15 protein-coding genes are annotated in these 15,449 nt (G+C 69.5%); all 15 read right to left on the minus strand.

The annotated features are described in order from the left end of the window. Nucleotides 1-58: 58 nt before the first annotated feature. The 15 genes from ftsY to AB7I40_RS00495 all read right to left on the minus strand — a co-directional run bounded on the left by ftsY (nucleotide 59) and on the right by AB7I40_RS00495 (nucleotide 15,445). Nucleotides 59-1,201, minus strand: coding sequence for a signal recognition particle-docking protein FtsY (gene ftsY, locus AB7I40_RS00425; RefSeq protein ID WP_428345453.1), 1,143 nt, complete (start codon nucleotides 1,199-1,201; stop codon nucleotides 59-61). Between the two features lie 29 nt (nucleotides 1,202-1,230). After that, the gene (locus tag AB7I40_RS00430) at nucleotides 1,231-1,410 is read right to left on the minus strand and encodes a hypothetical protein (RefSeq protein ID WP_428345454.1); all 180 of its coding nucleotides are present in this window, start codon (nucleotides 1,408-1,410) and stop codon (nucleotides 1,231-1,233) included. A gap of 54 nt (nucleotides 1,411-1,464) precedes the next feature. Next, complete coding sequence (locus tag AB7I40_RS00435) at nucleotides 1,465-1,971, minus strand: acyl-CoA thioesterase (RefSeq protein ID WP_428345455.1); 507 nt, start codon at nucleotides 1,969-1,971, stop codon at nucleotides 1,465-1,467. Next, nucleotides 1,971-5,516, minus strand: a complete 3,546-nt coding sequence (gene smc, locus AB7I40_RS00440) for a chromosome segregation protein SMC (RefSeq protein ID WP_428345456.1) — start codon at nucleotides 5,514-5,516, stop codon at nucleotides 1,971-1,973. The genes AB7I40_RS00435 and smc overlap by 1 nt, the downstream gene beginning before the upstream one ends. Before the next feature lie 137 nt (nucleotides 5,517-5,653). Further along, nucleotides 5,654-6,742 (minus strand): pyridoxal-phosphate-dependent aminotransferase family protein, encoded by a 1,089-nt coding sequence (locus AB7I40_RS00445; protein WP_428345457.1) that lies wholly within the window; start codon nucleotides 6,740-6,742, stop codon nucleotides 5,654-5,656. A gap of 10 nt (nucleotides 6,743-6,752) precedes the next feature. Next, entirely contained in the window at nucleotides 6,753-8,162 is a 1,410-nt protein-coding gene (locus tag AB7I40_RS00450) for an FAD-binding oxidoreductase (RefSeq protein WP_428345458.1), read from the minus strand. Next, nucleotides 8,122-9,000 (minus strand): DUF6576 domain-containing protein, encoded by an 879-nt coding sequence (locus AB7I40_RS00455; RefSeq protein WP_428345459.1) that lies wholly within the window; start codon nucleotides 8,998-9,000, stop codon nucleotides 8,122-8,124. The genes AB7I40_RS00450 and AB7I40_RS00455 overlap by 41 nt, the downstream gene beginning before the upstream one ends. 347 nt (nucleotides 9,001-9,347) lie before the next feature. Then, a complete protein-coding gene (locus tag AB7I40_RS00460) occupies nucleotides 9,348-9,557 on the minus strand; it encodes a hypothetical protein (RefSeq protein ID WP_428345460.1) in 210 nt (69 codons plus the stop codon). A gap of 79 nt (nucleotides 9,558-9,636) precedes the next feature. After that, nucleotides 9,637-10,509 carry a bifunctional DNA-formamidopyrimidine glycosylase/DNA-(apurinic or apyrimidinic site) lyase gene (mutM, locus tag AB7I40_RS00465; protein ID WP_428345461.1) on the minus strand — a complete coding sequence of 291 codons (873 nt, stop codon included), beginning with the start codon at nucleotides 10,507-10,509 and terminating at the stop codon, nucleotides 9,637-9,639. 3 nt (nucleotides 10,510-10,512) lie between these two features. Next, nucleotides 10,513-11,250 carry a ribonuclease III gene (gene rnc / locus AB7I40_RS00470; protein ID WP_428345462.1) on the minus strand — a complete coding sequence of 246 codons (738 nt, stop codon included), beginning with the start codon at nucleotides 11,248-11,250 and terminating at the stop codon, nucleotides 10,513-10,515. Beyond that, on the minus strand, nucleotides 11,225-11,410 hold the full coding sequence (rpmF, locus tag AB7I40_RS00475) for a 50S ribosomal protein L32 (RefSeq protein WP_110181743.1): 186 nt from the start codon (nucleotides 11,408-11,410) through the stop codon (nucleotides 11,225-11,227). The genes rnc and rpmF overlap by 26 nt, the downstream gene beginning before the upstream one ends. Nucleotides 11,411-11,454: 44 nt before the next feature. Beyond that, entirely contained in the window at nucleotides 11,455-11,979 is a 525-nt protein-coding gene (locus AB7I40_RS00480; RefSeq protein WP_428345463.1) for a YceD family protein, read from the minus strand. A 153-nt stretch (nucleotides 11,980-12,132) separates the two neighbouring features. Further along, entirely contained in the window at nucleotides 12,133-12,618 is a 486-nt protein-coding gene (gene coaD / locus AB7I40_RS00485) for a pantetheine-phosphate adenylyltransferase (protein WP_428345464.1), read from the minus strand. A gap of 2 nt (nucleotides 12,619-12,620) precedes the next feature. Then, nucleotides 12,621-13,220 carry a 16S rRNA (guanine(966)-N(2))-methyltransferase RsmD gene (gene rsmD, locus AB7I40_RS00490; RefSeq protein ID WP_428345465.1) on the minus strand — a complete coding sequence of 200 codons (600 nt, stop codon included), beginning with the start codon at nucleotides 13,218-13,220 and terminating at the stop codon, nucleotides 12,621-12,623. After that, on the minus strand, nucleotides 13,217-15,445 hold the full coding sequence (locus AB7I40_RS00495; protein ID WP_428347907.1) for an ATP-dependent DNA helicase RecG: 2,229 nt from the start codon (nucleotides 15,443-15,445) through the stop codon (nucleotides 13,217-13,219). Before AB7I40_RS00495 ends, rsmD begins: the two co-directional genes overlap by 4 nt. Nucleotides 15,446-15,449 lie beyond the last annotated feature (4 nt).

The following is a 15,449-nucleotide window of genomic DNA, read 5'->3' on the forward strand; positions in this document are numbered from 1 at the left end:
CGTGCGTGTTAACGAGTGGGAGGCGGTGGCGCCCTCGCTCGCGCCGCGAGTCGAGCCGTCAGTCCAGCAGGGCGTCGACGAAGGTCGCCGGGTCGAAGGGCGCGAGGTCGTCGGCGCCCTCGCCGAGGCCGACGAGCTTGACCGGCACCCCGAGCTCGCGCTGGACGGCGACGACGATCCCGCCCTTGGCGGAGCCGTCGAGCTTGGTGAGCACGATCCCGGTGACGTCGACCGCCTCGCGGAAGACCCGTGCCTGGATGAGCCCGTTCTGGCCGGTCGTGGCGTCGAGGACCAGGAGCACCTCGGTGACGGGCACCTGCTTCTCGATGACCCGCTTGACCTTGCCGAGCTCGTCCATCAGACCCTGTTTGTTCTGCAGTCGGCCGGCGGTATCGACGAGCACGGTGTCGACTCCGCGGTCCACGCCCTCCTTGACGGCCTCGAAGGCCACACTGGCCGGATCGGTGCCCTCGGGACCCCGGATGACCTCCACCCCGACGCGAGCGCCCCAGGTGGCCAGCTGTTCGACCGCGGCCGCGCGGAAGGTGTCCGCCGCACCGAGCACGACGGACCGGTCCTCGGCCACCAGGATGCGGGCGATCTTGCCGACCGTGGTCGTCTTGCCGGCGCCGTTGACCCCGACCACCAGGACGACCCCGGGACTGCCGTCAGCCCCGCTGATCGCCAGGCGTCGGTCCATGGTCGGGTCCACCAGGTTGATCAGTTCCTCACGCAGCACGTCGCGCGGGTGACCGGCATCGGGACCCCCCACTCGCAGTCGGGTCCGAAGCTTGTCGACAAGCTCCTGGGTCGGTCCGACACCGATGTCGGCGGTGATCAGCGTGTCCTCGATGTCCTCCCAAGTGTCGTCATCGAGGCGATCGCGACTCAGCAGGGCGAGCAGGCCACGCCCCAGCGTGCCCTGGGAGCGCGCGAGCCGCTCACGCAGGCGCACCAGTCGCGACGCCGTGCCCTCGGGCCGCTCCAGAGCCGGCGCCTCGGGCTCCGGGATCAGGATCGGGGCGTCCAGCTGCTCGACATCGGTCGGGTCGGCGCTCGGCGGCCGCGGTGGGGCCAGGACGTCCGTGCTGCCCTGACGCAGGGATCTGCGGCGGCCGCTCGAGACCAGACCGACGACCGCGATCAGGCCGACGACGGCGATGCCGATGATCAGGAACAGCCAGTCACCCAGAGAACTCATGGGTCAATCCAACCAGACGCTGGTGGACCTCAACGGCGCGGCGAGTCGCTCTCGTCGAGCGTGGGCAGGGACTCGACTGCCTTGCTCATGGCGTCGCCCAGCCAGGCGGCGTTCGGAATCTCTTCACCGCGGTGCGGAAACGCGACGTAGACCACGATCGTGGAGGCGACGAGCAGGATGAAGATCATCAGCAGGACGATGGCCAGCACGGTGGATCACTCCCGAGAACGGTGTTCAGAGACGAAGCACCATCGTATCCCGGATCAGCGGGGCTGCTCGCCACGTGCGGGGCGCAGGAGGGGTACGGCGGCCGCCCGGATCTCCGGAGGGAGGGGTACGACGGGCCGCTGACCGTCGGGGCGGGTGTTGTCGACGTACACATGCACGAAGCGCCCCTCGGCAGCCGCTTGTGCGGACTCGCCCTGGAAGAGCCCGATGCGGTAGATCACCGACGACGTGCCGACCTTGTCGACCACCAGTCCGGTCTCGATGGGCGCCGGGAAGCCGAGTTCGCGGTAGTAGCGGCAGCCGGTCTCGGCCACGACCCCGACCTGCGGGAGACCGCGGATGTCCAGGCCGGTCGCCTCGTAGAGGTGCGCGTTGACGGCGGTGTCGAAGATCTCGTAGTAGGTGGCGTTGTTGAGATGGCCGTAGGCGTCGTCGTCACGCCAGCGGGTGGTGACCGTGCGCCAGGCCACGTAGTCGTCCCGGGTGGGCGCGCCGCCCCGGCTCGCAGTGCCGCGCTCGTCGCTCGAGCCAGTCGAGTCCATCAGGCGCTGTCGCGCAACCGCTGGCTGATCACGGCCGACACGCCGTCACCTCGCATCGTCACGCCGTAGAGCGCATCGCCGACCTCCATGGTCCGCTTCTGGTGGGTGATCACCAGCAGCTGCGAATTCTCCCGCAGCTCCTCGTAGATCTCCAGCAGCCGTCCGAGGTTGGTGTCGTCGAGGGCCGCCTCGACCTCGTCGAGGATGTAGAACGGTGAGGGCCTGGCCTTGAACAGCGCCACGAGGAAGCAGACCGCCACCAAGGAGCGTTCGCCGCCCGAGAGCAGGGAGAGCCGCTTGACCTTCTTGCCGGCGGGGCGGGCCTCGACCTCGATGCCGGTGTTGAGCATGTCGGCGGGATCGGTGAGGATCAGGTTGCCTTCGCCGCCGGGGAACAGCCGCTTGAAGACGTGGTCGAAGGCGACGCGGACGTCCTCCCAGGCCTCGGTGAAGACCTGCTCGACCCGGGAGTCGACCTCCTTGACGATGTCGAGGAGATCCTTGCGGGTGCGCTTGAGGTCTTCGAGCTGTTCACCGAGGAAGGTGTGTCGCTCCTCCATGGCGGAGTACTCCTCGAGCGCCAGCGGATTGACCTTGCCCAGCATCGACAGGGCACGCTCGGCGTTGCGCATCCGCTTGAGCTGGTCCTCGCGCACGAACGGCACCGGCTCGGGCGTGTCGTCGCCCTCGGCGACCTCGCCGAAGAACGGCACGAGCACTTCGGGCCCGTAGTCGGACACCAGCGACTCCGAGTCGAGCCCGAGCTCCTCCAGTGCGCGTTCCTCGAGCTGTTCGATGCGCATCCGCTGTTGGGCGCGTGCCAGTTCGTCGCGGTGCACCGAGTTGACGAGCTCGTCGTGCTGGCGACCCAGATCGCGCAGCCGTCCCCGGATGTCGAGCAGGTCCTTCTCCCTGCTCTGGCGGGAGCGTTCGACTTCCGCACGGGCTTCGGCAGCGCGGTGGACCGACACCTCCAGCCTTGGGAGTACGACGCCCACGCCGGTGAGAACGGCCTGGGCGGCTCTGCCCTCGCGGATCAGTCGTTCGCGTCGTTCCGCCGCGCGGGCGCGGGCCTCACGCTCGGTGCGCGCGGCCCGCAGCAGGGAGTCGGCACGCCCGTGCAGCGCTCGGGCGCGCTCCTCGGAGGTGCGCAAGGCCAGCCGGGTGTCCATCTCACCCTGGCGGGCGGTGCGGGCGGCCTGGACGAGTTCCTCACGGAGACTGGTGTCCGGCTCCTCGTCGGGGGAGTCCTCGGCCTGGGCCAGCCGCGCCTCCAGGTCGGCCAGGCCCGCCATGTCCTTGTCGCGGGCCTCGCGCGCAGCGGCGATGGCCTTCTCCAGCCGGTCGGCCTCGCCGCGGGCCGAGCGACTCTGGGAGCCGTACTGGCCCAGCTCCTCCGCCACGGCCGCCAGCGTGGCGTCGGACTCGTGCAACCGGGCCAGTGCGACGTCGACGCGGTGTCGGGCGTCGAGCCGTTCGGACTCCACGCGCGCCATCTCGAAGCCGAGGCGCTCCGCAGAGGCGACGGCCTCGTCGAGGGCTCGGGCCGCCTCGTCGGCGGCCGCCTGGATCTCGATCAGTGACGGCTGCGCCGAGGAGCCGCCCGAGGCGAAGTGAGCGCCCAGGAGGTCGCCCTCACGCGTCACCGCACTGACGTCGGGCAGGGACGCCACCAGACCCTGGGCCGTCGCCAGGTCATCGACCACCGCCACCTTGAAGAGCAGTCGGTCCAGGGCGCCGCGCAGGTCGTCGGGACAGTCCACGACGTCGGCTGCGTAGCGTGCCTCACCTGGCAGGTCCGGCCAGTCGCGCGAAGCCGAGGGTGCGCCGGCGATCAGCATCCCGGCTCGGCCCAGGTCCTGGGACCGCAGGTGTGCCATGGCATCGATCGCACCGTCAGCGCCGGAGAAGGCCACCGCGTCCGCGGCAGATCCGAGCGCACCGGCAACGGCTGCTTCGTAACCGGCGCGCACCGTCAGCAGCGCCGCGACCGACCCCAGGAGCCCCGAGACCGGCTCCGAGGCAGCCAGCAGGGCGCCGGCACCGTCCTTGCGACTGAGGCCGAGCTCGAGGGCCTCCTTGCGCGCAGCCAGACTGGAGCGGTCCCGGTCGGCCTGGGTGGCCTCGTCGCGCAGCTTGGCCAAGCGCTCGTCGAGATCGTCGAGCGCGGCCGTGGCGCCCTCATGCTCAGCATCCAGTCCCTCTTCGCCGGCATCGAGTCCAGCCACCCGGGTCTCGAGTGCGGTGAAGTCGCGCTGGGCGCGGTCGGCCCTGGCTACGGCGTCCTCGCGCGCCAGGGAGAGCCGACCCACCTCGTCCTCGGCGGCCGCGGCCCGGCTCTTCAACGCGTTGACCTGTCCGTGGAGACGGGCGAGGCCCTCGCGCCGGTCCGCCGCGGCCCGCTGGAGACCAGCAATGCGACGTTCCTCCTCCGCCGCGGCCTCCTCGGCCTGCTTGCGGGCGGTGACTGCTGCGTCCATGGCGGCCCGGTGCCGCTCGACCTCGGCTGAGATCTCCGCCTCCTGGGTGCGGACGCGCTCGGCCTCGGCCTCGAGCTGGTCGGGGTCGCGACCACCCTGCTCCACGGACTCCTCGCTGCCTGCGGCATTGCGGATCCGCTCACCGGCCAGGGACTGGGTCCCCCGGAGTCGTTCACGTAGGCCGGACAGGGCGAACCAGGTCTCCTGGGCCTTCGCCAGAGCCGGGAGGTCCTCGCGTAGTGCTGCCTCCAGCTCGGCCTCGCGGAGCCGCGCGGTCTCGACCTCGGCCTCCACCTCCGCACGACGCTCGAGCAGCACGGTCTCGTCGGCCAGTTCCTGGTGCAGCGAGGTGCGCACGGTCACCAGGTCGTCGGCCAGCAGTCGGGCCCGGGCGTCACGGACCTCGGCCTGGACCGTGGCCGCCCGCCGGGCGACCTCCGCCTGACGTCCCAGGGGCTTGAGCTGGCGCCGGATCTCACTGAGCAGATCACCGAGACGGGTCAGGTTGCCGTCGGTGGAGTCGAGCTTGCGTAGCGCCTTCTCCTTGCGCTTGCGGTGCTTGAGCACCCCCGCAGCCTCTTCGATGAACCCGCGCCGATCCTCCGGCGTGGCGTGCAGGATGGTGTCGAGCTGCCCCTGGCCCACGATGACGTGCATCTCGCGGCCGATCCCGGAGTCGCTCAGCAGCTCCTGGACGTCGAGCAGGCGACAGGTCTGGGAGTTGATGGCGTATTCGGAGCCGCCGTTGCGGAACATCGTGCGGCTGATCGTCACCTCGGCGTACTCGATCGGAAGCGCGCCGTCGGAGTTGTCGATCGTGAGCTGGACCTCGGCGCGGCCCAGCGGCGGGCGACCCGATGTGCCGGCGAAGATGACGTCCTCCATCTTGCCGCCGCGCAGGGACTTGGCCCCCTGCTCCCCCATCACCCAGGCGAGCGCGTCGACGACGTTGGACTTGCCTGAGCCGTTGGGGCCCACGATGCAGGTGATGCCGGGCTCGAGCTGAAGGGTCGTCGAGGAGGCGAAGGACTTGAAGCCCTTGAGCGTGAGGCTCTTGAGGTACAACGTGCGGCTCCCTGATCACTGCGACAGCGGACGACTCACCTGTCACTGACCGGGGCATCCTGTCAGACGCCGTCGGGGGGAAGTTCAGCGCCGCTCAGACTACCGGCACCGCAGGCTCGATCGGTGGATCTCGAGGTTCAGCGTCGCAGTGCTTCCTTCAGCGCGGCGAGCACGAGCATCGCGGCATCGGGCCGGGCGTTGTGTCCCATCAGCCCGATCCTCCACACCGTGCTCGCGTAGGCGCCGGCACCCGCGCCGATCTCGATGTTGTGACGCTCCAGCAGCTGTCGGCGTACGGCGGCGGAGTCGACGCCCTCGGGGACCTTCACCGTCGTCAGCTCGGGCAACCGACTGCCCTTGGCTGCGAACAGCTCGAGTCCGATCTCCTCGAGACCGTCCTGCAGCAACCGGCCGGCCTCCTCGTGGCGGGCCCACACCGCCGGCAGCCCTTCTTCGAGGACACGGGTCAGGCCACCGTGCAGGCTGGCCACCATCGCCACCGGAGCGGTGTGGTGGTAGGTGCGCCCACCGCTCCCACTGGCCTCGCCGACGTAGCCGCCCAGCAGGCCCAGGTCGAGGTACCAGGACTGCGGCCTCTCCACCCGTCGGGCGAAGGCCCGGTCATTGATCGTGAAGGGGGCGAGCCCCGGAGCCACCCCCAGGCACTTCTGGGTGCCGGCGTAACCGACGTCGATGCCCCAATCGTCGGCCCGGAGCTCGATGCCGGCGATGCTGGTGACCGCGTCGGTGATGAGCAGGGCATCGCCCTTGCCTGCGCCGAGGGCGGCGATGTCGGAGCGCACGCCCGTGGAGGTCTCGGCATGGACGGCCGCGATGATCGCCGGCGCCGGATGGGCTGCGAGGACCCTCTCGACGTCGACCGGCTGGCCCCAGTCGTGCTCCACCGCGACGACCTCCGCGCCAGCACGGGAGGCGACGTCACACATCCGCTTGCCGAACAGTCCGTTCACCGCGACCACGGCCACGTCACCGGGATGGACGGTGTTGACGAACGCCGCCTCCATGCCGGCCGACCCCGTGGCGGAGATCGGCAGTGTGCGAGCGTTGTCGGTCCCCCAGACCGTCCGCAACATCTCGCAGGTCTCGTCCATGATCTCGAGGAAGGCGGGATCGAGGTGTCCGAGCAGCGGCAGCCCCAGGGCGGCGGTTGCCTCCGGATAGGGGTTCGACGGGCCGGGACCGAAGAGGAAGCGCTCGGTGATCATGGTGACGACGCTACAGAACCGCCCCCGGGTTCAGGATCCCCTGGGGATCCAGCGCGTTCTTGATGCGGTGGGTCAGCGCCATCACGTCAGGGCCCAGCTGGTCGGGCAGCGCCGCCTTCTTGGCCCGGCCCACGCCGTGCTCGCCGGTGATGGTGCCACCCAGCGCGATGGCCGCGGCCATGACGTCGGCGAAGGCCAGGCGGGCGCGCCTCTCGGCCGCCGGATCACCGGCGTCGTAGACGATGATCGGGTGGGTGTTGCCGTCGCCGGCGTGCGCCACCACCGGGATCTCGACGTCGTGCCGCACGGCGATCCCGGCGATCGCGGCGAGCAGGTCGGGCAGCAGGGGGATCGGTGCGCCGACGTCCTCGAGCAACAGTGCGCCGCGCGCCTCGATCGCGGGGAAGGCGATGCGCCTGGCCTCCACGAACAGCTCGCCCTCGTCCGGGTCGTCGGTGATGAACACCTCCTCAGCGCCGGCACCGGCACAGGTCACCCGGATCGCGTCGATCTCCTCGACCCGGGCTGCGCCAGGAGCGTCGGACTGCACGACCAGCAGGGCGCCGGCACTGCGGTCCAGGCCCATGGACTTGTAGTCCTCCACCGCGTTGATCGAAGCCCGGTCCATGAGCTCCATCATCGAGGGCCGCCGGGTCCGCCGTACCTCGACGACGGCTCGGGCTGCCGCGGCCACGTCGGGGAATGAGGCCACCAGCGTGGAGCGCGGAGCCTGGGCGGGCACCAACCGCAGGATCGCGCGGGTGACGACGCCCAGGGTGCCCTCACTGCCGACGAACAACTTCAGCAGGCTCAGCCCCGCGACATCCTTGATCCGCTTTCCGCCCAGGGTGATCAGGGTGCCGTCGGCCAGCACCACGTCGAGGCCCAGGACGTAGTCGGTGGTGACGCCGTACTTCACGCAGCACAGTCCGCCCGCGTTGGTGGCGATGTTGCCGCCGATCGAGCAGATCTCGTAGGACGACGGATCAGGTGGGTACCACAGCCCATGTCCTGCTGCGGCTGCCTTGACCTCGATGTTGAGTGCCCCGGGCTCGACCACCGCGACCTGGCAATCGGTGTCGATCTGCACTGCTCGCATCCGCTCGAGGCTGAGCACGATCCCACCGTCGAGGGCGCTGGAACCGCCCGAGAGACCGCTGCCCGCACCGCGGGGCACGACCGGGATCGCGTGCTGGGCAGCCCATCGCACGGCCGTCTGGACCTGCCCCGCGTCCTCGGCGCGCACCACAGCGGCCGGCGTACCGGCTGAGGCCTCGCGCGACCAGTCATGGCGGTACTTCTCCATCGCGACCGGATCGGTGATCACCACCCCCTCAGGAAGGGCAGCGACGAGGTCCGCGACGACGACCATGCGTGGGTCAGCTCCCCCGGAGGCGGTCACGCAGTTCCAGGAGCTCACGGCGCTCGGCGTCGCTCAGCGACTCGGTCCCACTCTCATGGATCTTCTCCAGGAGCGCGTCCATGCGGGCCTGGTGCTTCGAGGGCGGTGGACCCCACGGGCCGACAACGACGGTGGGGCCGTTCGTGGTGGAGCGGCCCTGCTGCTGGGCCCGCCCACGACGCGGACGCCGCGCGCGAGGCGCCGTCGGCAGCCATGAGTACGCCGACAGCAGACCCACCGAGCGGGCCACGAGCGCACACAGCACGATGCCGAGCAGCAGCGTGAGCAGCTCGAACCACATCCGGTAGCCCAGCAGCTGCAGGACCTGGATCCCGACGATGACGACACCGAACCCCCAGGCAGGCACGTTGAACAGGAAGCGTCGCTGCGGGTGCTCGGCGATCCAGGCGAGCAGCACCATGATCTGCACCTCGTCCAGGCCGAAGAGAAGCCCCGAGATCGGCAACAGTGCGGCCAGCGCCACGGTCAACAGTCCGAGGACCAGGGTCACCCCGATCAAGAAGCGCAGCATCTTGGTGCGACCGAGGTCGTTGGTCTCGAGGTCGTTTCCGAAGTACCAGAAGAAGAACAGGGTCAGCACCGACCAGATGCTGATGGTGGGATACGCGACCGGGTAGGTGACCACCCGCCAGAGCTGGCCGCGCAGGACAGCCTCAGGGTCGAGCAGCAGCGACCACATGATCGGCTTGGTGACCGGCTCGATCGCGAACACCACGAAGGCGGCCACGCTGAGCAGCACCACGAGCATCGTGGTGTTGACGTCGAGGGAGCCGATGCGGAACCAGGGGTCCTGGGGTCCGCGGCCGCCCGGGGTCGCACGGAAACGTCGGGTCACGAACGAGATGGTAGTCGTTCGTCGTCGTGAGCGATGTGTCGCAACCGCTTCCAGATCAGCATGACGAGGAGTGCCGAACCCCCCAGATGTAGGCGTGGGCGCCGAAGACGAAGCAGATCACCATCGCGACCCATGCCGGTCCTGGTCAGCGCGAACCCCACCAGTCACATGTTTCACCGGTTGGCCGGGGAGACTCGCGCTGGTCAGGCATTGCAATGGCTGACAACCGCGAGTTTCACCGGTCGACCGGTGAAACCTGAGGCGCGAAACCGGCACCCGTCGGTCAGCGCACCGACCTCAGGGGTCGACCAACACACCCGCGCCGACATGGCGCGCGAGGGGGCAGCTCAGACGGGCTGCATCTCCTGCAGGGCGCTCGAGTCGAGGTCGAGCATCGAGGCAGCCTGAGCGGCCGTCAATGCGTCGTTCTCCTCCTTCAGCCGGAGGACGATGGCCTCCAGGTCGAGCACTCGCTCGCGCAGACGGCGGTTCTCCGCGGTCAGCCGAGCGGTGGTCTGCAGGTCGCTGCTCAGGTAGCCGATCAGCGCCTTGGCCATGCGGGCCTTCTTTCAGTCATCGCTGGTTTCGCCCGGGCTTCCGGGCCGTCTCCAAGCGTCCCACCCGAATCCCGCCCGGTCAATCTGGCACCGCGACCCGCCGAGGTGCACGCTGGCAGACCGGGCAGAAGAACGACGACCGGTTCATGAACGAGATCCGGCGGATGGGGGTCCCGCAACGGGGACATGGCCGGTGCTCCTGGCCGTAGGCGTTCAGCGACCGGTCGAAGTAGCCACTCTGCCCGTTGACGTTCACGTAGAGCGCATCGAAGCTCGTGCCGCCCTGCCCCAGAGCCTCCAGCATCACCTGACGCGCGTGAGCCAGCAGTACGCCGACCTGGGGCCCGGTGAGCCGGTCGCCCGGACGTTCGCCGTGGATACGGGAGCGCCAGAGGGCTTCGTCGGCGTAGATGTTGCCGACCCCGGAGATCAGGTTCTGGTCGAGCAGCTGGCGCTTGATCGCCGAGTGTCGAGCACGCACCCGACGGACGAAGGCCGTGTCGTCGAAGAGCGGATCCAGTGGGTCACGGGCGATGTGGCTGATCTCGGAAGGCAGCTCTGCCCCGCCGAGCGACACCGACAGCCCCCCGAACATGCGCTGGTCCACGAATCGGAGCTCAGAGGTCTGCCCGCCGGTCGGTGCACGCAACGCGAAGCGCACCCGGAGGTGACGCTCGTCCGGCGCGCCGACCCGCTGGATCAGCATCTGCCCGCTCATGCCGAGATGACCCAGGATCGCGTCACCGCTGTCTAGTGGCAGCCAGAGGTACTTCCCGCGCCTCCTGGCCGCGGTGACGGTGCGCCCGACCAGCGTCGCGACGAACGACGTCGGACCACCGGGCTCGCGGCGTACCGGACGCGGGTGCAGCACCTCGACGCCGACAATGGTGTGGCCCACCACGTGCCGTTCGATCCCGGCACGCACGACCTCGACCTCGGGCAGCTCCGGCACGGGTCAGCGGCGACCGGGCTTGGCCTCGGCGACGGCGGCGGCGATCTCGTTGTACGCCGTCTCGGCAGCCTGCTGCTCGGCTTCCTTCTTCGAACGCCCGACGCCGTGACCGTAGAGCTTGTCACCCACCCGCACCTGCGCGGTGAACGTCTTGAGGTGATCCGGCCCGTCGTCCTGGATCACGTAGTCCGGCACGCCGAGCTGGTTCTCGGCGGAGAGCTCCTGCAGTGAGGTCTTCCAGTCCAGGCCCGCACCGAGCCCGGCGGCCTCCTCCATCAACGGGTCGAACAGGAGGTGGACGACTTCGGTGGCTGCGACGAAACCGCCACTGAGGTGCACGGCCCCGATCACGGCCTCGACGGTGTCGGAGAGGATCGAGGACTTGTTGCGTCCCCCCGTGGTCTCCTCGCCGCGGCCGAGCTTGATGTGCTCGCCGAGTCCGATGGTCCGGGCCACTCCGGCGAGTGCTCGCGCGTTCACGACCGCGGCCCGGAGCTTGGCCAGGCGCCCCTCGGACAGGTCGGGGTGCGTCAGGTAGAGCGTCTCGGTGACGACGACGCCGAGGACGGAGTCACCGAGGAACTCGAGTCGCTCGTTGGTCGGGAGCCCACCGTTCTCGTAGGCGTACGACCGGTGCGTCAGGGCGCGGTCAAGCAGCCCGGGGTCCAGAACCGGACCACCGAGCGCTCGACGAAGCCCGTCGTAGTCGTTCAGGTCAGAGGACCTGGCGACGGTCGGCACGGGCGCCGTACTGGCCGCACTCGCCACACGCACGGTGCGGGAGGTGCTTGGCACCACAGGCGGGGTTGGCGCAGGTCACCAGGGTCGGCGCAACGGCCTTCCACTGCGAACGCCGGTGGCGCGTGTTGCTGCGCGACATCTTCCGCTTCGGGACTGCCACAGTTCTCTCCTCCATTGCGACCGGACTCTGCTGTCCGGTCGGTTTCAGTCTTCGTCCTGCTTCAAGGTGGTGAGCCGGGCCCAGCGCGGGTCGATCACCGCTTCATGTGTGTGGTCGGGGTCATCGGCCAGTCGTGCACCACACGTGGTGCACAGGCCCTGACAATCGTCCTCACACAGCGGCTGGAACGGTAGTGACAACACCACCGCATCCCGCAGCAGGGGTTCGAGGTCGAGCAGGTCGCCCTCGAGCCGGCTGACATCGTCGTCCTCGTCTCCCAGGTCATGTCCGGCGCCCTCGTCGTCGTACACGAACAGTTCCTGGAACCGGGTCTCGAGTTCTTCCGAGATCGGTTCCAGACACCGTGCGCATTCGCCCTCGAGCTCCGCCAAGGCGGTGCCCGTGACCAGAACGCCCTCCATGACCGCCTCGAGGCGCAGGTCGAGTGAGACCGGCGACCCCTCGGGGACCCGAAGGACTTCGATGCCAAGATCAACTGGCGCGGGTACGTCGCGCGACACCTCTCGCATGGACCCCGGGCGGCGGCCGAGCTCGCGAGTATCGAGCACGAGCGGCGCTCTCGGGTCCAAACTGCTCAGGGGGTCACGCTTCCGTATCCAGGCACAACTGATCGCCGGAAATACTACGCGTGCGCGTGCCCCGCGAGCAAAACGGCCCAGTTGAGCCTCACAACAGAGTCACCCGGCCACCCGGCACGGTGGTCAGCCGGCTCGTTCCGCCAGCCGGGCGGTGAGCCGGGTGAGCACGAAGTCGGGGACCAGCCCGGAGACGTCGCCACCAAAGGTGGCCACCTCCTTGACCAGGCTGGAGGCCAGGAAGGACCACTCGGGGCTGGTGGGCACGAAGACGGTCTCGACATCGGTGAGACTGGAGTTCATCTGAGCCATCTGCAGCTCGTAGTCGAAGTCGCTGACCGCCCGCAGCCCCTTCACGATCGCGTGGATGCCACGCTCCTGGCAGAAGGTCGTGAGCAGTCCGCTGAAGCCGGCGACGGTGACGTTGGGCAGGTCGGCCACGGCCTCGGTCAGCATGTCGATGCGTTCGTCGGCACTGAACAGTCGACTCTTCGAGGCGTTGACGCCGACCCCGACCACGACCTCGTCGAAGAGCGAGGCGGCGCGCTGGACGATGTCGAGGTGTCCGTTGGTGGGCGGATCGAAGGATCCGGGGCAGACGGCTCGGCGCACGGTCAGTCCCCTTCCTGGGGGCTCGGGTCCTGATCTGATCCAGCCGCGTGACCGTACCAAAGCACGCTCTCGCCGTACTTCTTGTGCCGGACCCCGGTGATCCCGTCGGGCCACGTCGGGTCCTCACCTCGGCTGCCCCGCTCCAGCACGACCATGGCCCCGGGAACCAGCCAGCCGTGCTCGGCCAGCGCCGCCAGGTCCCGGTCCACCTCCGGGGTCGACAGGGGGTAGGGGGGATCTGAGAAGACGAGGTCGTAGGGCGCCCGGGGGGCGCGCGCCAGAGTCGCGGCGACGGCGCCGATGACGACCTCGACCTGCTTGTGGAAGTTGAGGGCCCGGATGTTGTCGGCGATCAGCCGGGCGGTACGGCGGTCGTGCTCGACCAGGGTCACCACTCCGGCGCCTCGAGAGCGCGCCTCCAGACCGACCGCGCCGGACCCGGCGTAGAGGTCCAGCACCCGCAGCCCGGCCAGCGAGCCACACCACGACTCGACCGCGGAGAAGAGCGCCTCGCGCACGCGGTCACTGGTCGGGCGCGTCGTGACCCCCCGCGGTGTGCTGATCCGACGTCCCCCGGCGGAGCCCCCGATGATCCGCGTCATGCCTTCTCCATGAACCCAGACTTGCCGGATTCCTCGAGCGCGTCTACGGCTGCGGCCAGAAGAGGCGCCGATGCCAGGGTGGGATCGGTCACGAGGAGGGCCTCTGCGGCCTCGCGCGCCGCCACGATCGTCTTCTCGTCACGCAGCACACGCAACTGCTGGAGGCTGGAGCGGAACCCTGACTGCGAGGCCCCCAAGACATCGCCCTCCCGCCTGGTCTCGAGGTCGACGCGCGAGAGCTCGAAGCCATCGGTGGTGGCCGCGACCGCGGCCAGGCGCTCGAGGGCCGGGCTGCCCTCCTCGGCCCGGGTGACGAGCAGGCAGAGCCCCGGTAGGCCCCCTCGCCCCACCCGGCCGCGCAACTGGTGCAGCTGGGAGACGCCGAACCGGTCGGCGTCGAGCAGCACCATCATCGTCGCGTTGGCGACGTCGACCCCCACCTCGATCACCGTGGTGGAGACCAGCACGTCGATCTGACCCGCGGCGAAGGTGCGCATCGTGCGGTCCTTGTCGTCGGGGGCCATCCGCCCGTGCAACATGGCCACTGACAGTCCTGCCAGAGGGCCGTCGACCAGTTCCGGGAGCACCTCCTCAACCGCGGCGAGGCTCGCCGGGGCGACGGTGACCTGCTGGCCGTCCTCGTCGTAGTCGAGCTGGTCGCTCTCACCCTCCTCCAGCACGTCCCCCCCGATCCGGGGACACACGACGTAGACCTGGTGGCCCTTCTCGGCCTCCTCGCGCACCCGTGCCCAGACCCGGCTGATCCAGTGCGGCTGGGCCTGGAGTGGCACCAGGTTGGTGGTGATCGGCGCCCGTCCGGCGGGAAGCTCGGTGAGCACCGACGTCTCGAGGTCACCGAAGACGGTCATGGCCACCGTCCTGGGGATCGGGGTCGCGGTCATGACCAGGACGTGCGGTGGGTACGTCGCCTTGCCGGTCAGCGCGGCCCGCTGCTCCACCCCGAACCTGTGCTGCTCGTCGACGACCACCAGGCCCAGGTCGGCGAAGGTGACCCGATCCTCGAGCAGTGCATGCGTGCCGATGACGATGCCCGCCTCACCACTGGCGATCCGCAACATGCTCTCCTGCCGGGCCGGCTTGGCCATCGAGCCGGTCAGCAGGGCGACGTTGGTGCCTTCCTCGGCTCCCCCGAGCATCCCGCCTGAGGCCAGGTCGCCGAGGATCGCGGTGATCGATCGGAAATGCTGTTGGGCCAGGACCTCGGTCGGTGCCAGGAGTGCGGCCTGCCCTCCGGAATCGATCACGCGCAGCATCGCTCTGAGGGCCACCAGCGTCTTGCCGGAGCCGACCTCACCTTGCAGCAGCCGGTTCATCGGGTGGGGCTCGGCCAGGTCGGCCTCGATCCGGTCGCCGATCTCACGTTGGCCGGCGGTCAGTTCGAAGGGCAACCGGTCATCGAACGCCGCCAGCAACCCGCCTCCACCGGCCCGTGATCTGGTGCCGAGCAGTCGGGTGGCGGCCCGCCGCCGGGCCAGGACCAGTTGGGTGACCAGAGCCTCCTCGAACCGGAACCTTCGCTGGGCGGCACCGACCTGTGAGTAGTCGTCGGGGTTGTGGATCCAGTCCAGAGCCGTGCGGCTGTCGATCAGTGACCACTGCTCACGCAGGGACTCCGGAAGCAGGTCGGGGACCTCGTCGAGCACCGTGAGCGCGAAGCCGATCGCCTGTTGCAGGTCCCACGACTCGAGCCCCTTGGTGGCCCGGTAGACCGGGAACAGTCCCTTCAGTCGCTCCGCCGCCACCCGGGCGGCGTCGGTCTCGTCGCCGGACCGGTCGAACATCACCATCTCCGGGTTGGTGAGCTGCCACTCATTGCGGAACAGGGTCACCTTGCCGGTGAAGACTCCTTCCACCCCGACCGGCAACCGCTTGCGGTGCCAGGTCGCCGTGGCGTCGTGCTTGGCGAAGAAGCTCATCCGCAGGGACGGCCCGTTGGTGGCCAGGACCGCGTCGACGCGGTAGGCCGTCTTGTTGGTGCGCCGATCCAGATAGGTGCGGGTGTCGACCCGCGCGATCCGCCCCACGACCGTGAGCTGCTGTCCGGGCTCCAGCGTGCTGACCTCGGTGAGCTCACCGGTCTTGAGATAACGGCGGGGGAAGTGGCCCAGCAGGTCGCCGACCGTGCGCAGGCCGAGCTTGTCCACCTTCCCGGCCTTCTTGCTGTCGCCCAGGACGGTGGCGATGGGTGAGTCCGGGCCGATCATCGCC

Source organism: Nocardioides sp., assembly GCF_050246775.1.
Taxonomy (GTDB): domain Bacteria; phylum Actinomycetota; class Actinomycetes; order Propionibacteriales; family Nocardioidaceae; genus Nocardioides.

Excerpts from the sequence above, each read along its gene's own strand:
- ftsY (WP_428345453.1), bottom strand. The coding sequence starts at position 1,201 with ATGAGTTCTCTGGGTGACTGGCTGTTCCTGATCATCGGCATCGCCGTC.
- AB7I40_RS00435 (WP_428345455.1), bottom strand. The coding sequence starts at position 1,971 with ATGGACTCGACTGGCTCGAGCGACGAGCGCGGCACTGCGAGCCGGGGC.
- AB7I40_RS00445 (WP_428345457.1), bottom strand. The coding sequence starts at position 6,742 with ATGATCACCGAGCGCTTCCTCTTCGGTCCCGGCCCGTCGAACCCCTAT.
- AB7I40_RS00460 (WP_428345460.1), bottom strand. The coding sequence starts at position 9,557 with ATGGCCAAGGCGCTGATCGGCTACCTGAGCAGCGACCTGCAGACCACC.
- rsmD (WP_428345465.1), bottom strand. The coding sequence starts at position 13,220 with ATGACGCGGATCATCGGGGGCTCCGCCGGGGGACGTCGGATCAGCACA.
- AB7I40_RS00495 (WP_428347907.1), bottom strand. The coding sequence starts at position 15,445 with ATGATCGGCCCGGACTCACCCATCGCCACCGTCCTGGGCGACAGCAAG.